Raw genomic sequence first — 5,119 nt, 5'->3', positions numbered from 1 at the left:
AAAATCTTCTCAATCATTTTGCAAAACAGTTGTAAATATGCATGAATTTGCGAGAAAAGAAGAAAACCAGATCATGAAAATTTTAAGCTAAGTAACCTACACCTCTCCACAAAAAGAGCTAAGAACCCAAAATTTTTTCCTAGCCTTTTTTTACTCTTTTATTGTTTAGAACTGATTCAAAATACACCTTAAGCGGCTAAAACAAAAGTAAGTCGCCTTTAATTATAAATTATTTTACTCCCTACTTTTTTTCTAATAAACTTTGCACTCAGTGGGACTTTTATCATTCCCCTATGTTCTTAAATTAGAGTGATAATATTTAGCTCTTTCTATCCATAAATTTTCCCCTGCTTTTCGATCCTTAACTTTTTATGCTAAGCGCTAATTTCTTAGCTTGTGCTTACGTAATTAACGCCAGTTTCTTGCTGTCAAGAAAAGTTGTCCTTCCAGCCATAACACCCTGCAGAAAAAGAGAAAAACTTCTTGTCATTATAAATGTGTAGGTTAGCTTAAGCTTACTTAGTTGCGGGGAGGAAAGCGGATTACTTCTTTAAAGATAAGATGGCTAAAAGTTTTTTATTTCATTTTAGCTCACTCCATTTAACAAATACTTACGACCATTCTACAATTGAAAACGCTGCCTTATTTTTTTGTTGATATTTTTCAAAGGGTTTTCCGCTAATTCAATCTTGGTAAGCTGAGACAGCTGCCCCATTTCTTCAGGCAGGCTGGTGAGCTGGTTTTTGCTTAAGTCAAGCCCTTGCACCTGAGACAATTGGCATATCTCTGCAGGCAGAGCCGTAAGGTGGTTTTGATTTAAGTAAAGCCATTGTAGCTCAGACAGCTGCCCGATTTCTGCAGGAAGACTGGTGAGCTGGTTTTGATTTAAGTAAAGGTTTTGCAGCTGAGATAATTGCCCGATTTCTGCTGGCAGACGGGTGAGCTGGTTTTGATTTAAGTAAAGATATTGCAGCTGAGACAATTGTCCGATTTCTGCTGGTAGACGGGTGAGCTGGTTTTGATTTAATTGAAGCTCTTGCAGCTGAGACAATTGACCTATTTCTGCGGGAAGGCTGGTGAGCTGGTTTTGATTTAATTCAAGCCATTGCAGCTGAGGCAGCTGCCCGATTTCTGCAGGTAGAGCGGTGAGCTGGTTTTGATTTAATTCAAGCGTTTGCAGCTGAGTCAATTGCCCGATATCTGCAGGCAGAGCGGTGAGCTGGTTTTGATTTAATTCAAGCCATTGCAGCTGAGGCAGCTGCCCGATTTCTGCAGGCAGAGCGGTGAGCTGGTTTTGATTTAAGTAAAGATATTGCAGCTGAGACAATTGACCTATTTCTGCAGGAAGACTGGTGAGCTGATTTTGATTTAAGTAAAGATATTGCAGCTGAGACAATTGACCTATTTCTGCAGGAACGCTGGTGAGCTGGCTTTGATTTAATTGAAGCTCTTGCAGCTGAGACAATTGACCTATTTCTGCGGGAAGGCTGGTGAGCTGGTTTTGGCTTAAATCAAGCCATGTCAGTTGAGACAATTGCCCGATTTCTATAGGCAGAGCGGTGAGCTGGTTTTGACTTAAATCAAGCTGTAGCAGATTAGACAACCGCCAGATTTCTGCAGGAAGACTGGTGAGCTGATTTTGATTTAAGTAAAGCTCTTGCAGCTGAGACAATTGACCTATTTCTACAGGAAGGCTGGTGAGCTGGTTTTGGTCTAATTGAAGCTGTTTCAGCTGAGATAATTGACCTATTTCTGCAGGAAGGCTGGTGAGCTGGTTTTGATCTAATTGAAGCTGTTTCAGCTGAGATAATTGACCTATTTCTGCAGGAAGGCTGGTGAGTTGGTTTTGATTTAAGTAAAGATATTGCAGCTGAGACAATTGACCTATTTCTGTAGGAAGGCTAGTGAGCTGGCTTTGATTTAAGTAAAGCACTCGTAATCGAGACAGCTGTCCGATTTCTGTAGGCAGAGCGGTGAGCTGGTTTTGTTTTAATTCAAGCCGTCTCAGCTGAGACAGCTGCCCGATTTCTACAGGAAGACTGGTAAGCTGGTTTTGATTTAAGTAAAGCTCTTGCAGCTGAGACAGCTGCCCTATTTCTGCAGGAAGGATGGTGAGCTGGTTTTGATTTAAGTAAAGCTCTTGCAGCTGAGACAGCTGCCCTATTTCTGCAGGAAGGATGGTGAGCTGGTTCTGGCTTAACTTAAGCTCTTGCAGCTGAGACAGCTGCCCTATTTCTGCAGGAAGGATGGTGAGCTGGTTTTGGTTTAAGCGAAGCCGTGTCAGCTGGGACAGTTGCTCCACTCCTTTAGGCAGAGCGGTGAGCTGGTTTTCTCTTAAGTCAAGCGTTTGTAGCTTAGACAGCTGCCCTATTTCTGCAGGCAGAGCGGTGAGCTGGTTTTGATTTAAGTAAAGCCGTGTTAGCTGAGACAATTGGCCTATCTCCGGGGGTAAATAAATCAAGCCTGCTTTATATAAATCTAAAGTCGTGATGTTTTTACAATTTTCTTCAATCCAATCTCTAAGAAGCTCTCCTTTTTTTTGTAGAGGCAAGTGCTTAATTTCTTCTCGGCTCAAGTATTCTTCCCCACCAGGAAGCTTTTTCCAAAGTAAAAGGCGATTAATATTTAAGAGATAAGAAGAGTAATTAGCCAGAGTAAAATAACTTTTTTCCTCGGTTTTCCATTTAAATTCCAAAGGAGAAATAGATTTAGCTAAGGTAAAAACTTGTTTAAAAACTTGATAAACTTTTTCAGTAGAGGTAAGTCCAGGATTGAGTTGATAAACTTTAGCTAACATAAGAGTTCGCTGGGTAGTGGCATCCTTCTTGGGGAAATGAAGCTGTGCTATTTTTTTATAAAGAGAAGGCATCGCTTCAGAAGCCAGCAGATGATGCCATCTTTTACAGACGCTAAATAAGGAAGGAACTACGCAAGCCTCTAAGATAGGGAGCAGCAATTCATTAGGCAAGCTTTCAATAGATGCCGAAGAGATAGAATGCATTTTATTTCCTTGGGTAGTAATGAACTTTTATCATTTTTATTTTTGAAGGCAATATAAAAAAATTAAAAAAGCAAGTCAAACGAATTCGTATCCTTATCAAGGAAAAAACAACCCATAGATAATCTACCACGCTTTTATTTCAGATAGATTCAGGAAAGGGGGGCCTTCCAAGCATTTAGGAGCAGCCACAGGTTTTGGCGATTAAGTGACGCGGCAATTTTGGTTTGACTAAAAGAATGAAATTGATTCTTTGCCTTATTTGAGAAAAACAGCTCTTTTGGGTGCCTTCTTTTAATTTTTCTACCGCATGATGGAATACAATGCGCCTAGCTTCTTCCTATCAAAAAAAGTTGTTCTCCCAGCTATAAAACTCTGCAGAAAAAGAGAAAAACTTCTTGTCGTTACAAATGTGTAGGTTAGTTTAAGCTTGCTTAGTTGCGGGAAGAAAAGCGGATTACTTATTTAAAGATAAGATGGCTAAAAGTTTTTTATTTCATTTTAGCTCACCCCAAATTAAAAAGTACTTACTATTCTACAATTGAAAACGCTGCCTTATTTTTTCGGCGATATCTTTCGAGGGATTTCCCGCTAATTCAAGCGTTTGCAGCTGAGACAATTGAACTATTCCTGCAGGAAGGCTGGTGAGCTGGTTTTGATTTAAGTAAAGCCCTTGCTGCAGCTGGGACAATTGACCTATCGTTGCAGGCAGGTTGGTGAGCTGGTTTTGGCTTAAATCAAGCCATTGCAGCTGAGGCAGCTGCAAAATTTCTGCAGGCAGGCTGGTGAGCTGGTTTTGGCTTAAATTAAGCTCTTGCAGCTTAGACAGCTGCCCTATTTCTGCAGGAAGACTGGCGAGCTGGTTTTGGCTTAAGTAAAGCCATTCCAGCTGGGACAGCCGCCCAATTTCTAAAGGAAGGCTGGTGAGCTCGTTTTCACTTAAGTCAAGCGATTGCAGCTCAGACAGCTGCCCGATTTCTTCAGGCAGAGCGGTGAGCTGGTTTTGGCTTAAGTGAAGCTCTCGCAGCTGAGATAACTGGCATATTTCTGAGGGTAAATAAGTCAAGCCTGCTCCAGCTAAATTTAGTGAAGTTAAATTTTTACAATTTTCTTCAATCCAATCTCTAAGAAGCTCTCCTTTTTTCTCTAAAGGCAAGTGCTTAATTTCTTCTCGGCTCAAGTATTCTTCCCCACCAGGAAGTTTTTTCCAGAGTAAAAGGCGATTAATATTTAAGAGATAAGAAGAGTAATTAACCAGCGTTAAGCCTCTTTTTTCTTCTGTTTTCTCTTTAAATTCCAAAGGAGAAATAGATTTAACTAAGGTAAAAACTTGCTTAAAAACTTGATAAACTTTTTCAGTAGAGGTAAGTCCAGGATTGAGTTGATAAACTTTAGCTAACATAATAGTTCGCTGGCTATTGGCATTCCCCCTGGGAAAATGAAGCCGGGCTATTTTTCTATAAAGAGAAGGCATCGCTTCAGAAGCCAGCAGATGATGCCATCTTTTACAGACGCTAAATAAGGAAGGAACTGCGCAAGCCTCTAAGATAGGGAGCAGCAATTCATTGGGCAGGCTTTCAATAGATGCCGAAGAGATAGAATGCATTTTATTTCCTTTAGTAATGATGATTATTTATCATTTTATTATTAATAATAAAATAGAAAAATTAAAAAAGCAAGTAAAACGAATTCGTATCCTTATCAAGGAAGGACAATTCACAGATAATCTATCACGCTTTTATTTCAGATAGATTAAGGAAAGGGAGGGCCTTCCAAGCATTCAGGAGCAGCCACAGGTTTTGGCGATTAAGTGACGCGGCAAATTTTGGTTTGACTAAAAGAATGAGATTGATTCTTTGCCTTATTTGAGGAAAACAACTCTTTTTGATGCCTTCTTTTAATTTTTCTACCGCATGATGGAATACAATACGCCTAGCTTCTTCCTGTCAAGAAAGGTTGTTATCCCAGCCTAGCAATCTGCAGAAAAAAAGAGGAACTTCTTGCCATTATAAATGTGTAGGTTAGCTTAAGTTACTTAGTTGCGGGAAGAAAAGCGGATGACTTGTTTAAAGATAAGATGGCTAAAAGTTTTTTATTTCATTTAGCCCACCCCAATTTAAG

General features: G+C 39.9%; 2 protein-coding genes. Both read right to left on the bottom strand.

Annotated features, from left to right (window positions below; all coding sequences use genetic code 11):
* Positions 1–622 precede the first annotated feature (622 nt).
* A complete protein-coding gene (locus DB42_RS02930; RefSeq protein WP_155117398.1) occupies positions 623–3,001 on the bottom strand; it encodes a leucine-rich repeat domain-containing protein in 2,379 nt (792 codons plus the stop codon).
* A gap of 532 nt (positions 3,002–3,533) precedes the next feature.
* On the bottom strand, positions 3,534–4,604 hold the full coding sequence (locus DB42_RS10275) for an F-box protein (RefSeq protein WP_052435938.1): 1,071 nt from the start codon (positions 4,602–4,604) through the stop codon (positions 3,534–3,536).
* Between the last annotated feature and the right edge of the window lie 515 nt (positions 4,605–5,119).

This window comes from Neochlamydia sp. EPS4 (assembly GCF_000813665.1).
Taxonomy (GTDB): domain Bacteria; phylum Chlamydiota; class Chlamydiia; order Chlamydiales; family Parachlamydiaceae; genus Neochlamydia.
The sequence above is the reverse complement of the archived record's forward strand: the minus strand, read 5'-3'. Positions and strand labels throughout refer to the sequence as shown.

Excerpts from the sequence above, each read along its gene's own strand:
- DB42_RS02930 (WP_155117398.1), bottom strand. The coding sequence starts at position 3,001 with ATGCATTCTATCTCTTCGGCATCTATTGAAAGCTTGCCTAATGAATTG.
- DB42_RS10275 (WP_052435938.1), bottom strand. The coding sequence starts at position 4,604 with ATGCATTCTATCTCTTCGGCATCTATTGAAAGCCTGCCCAATGAATTG.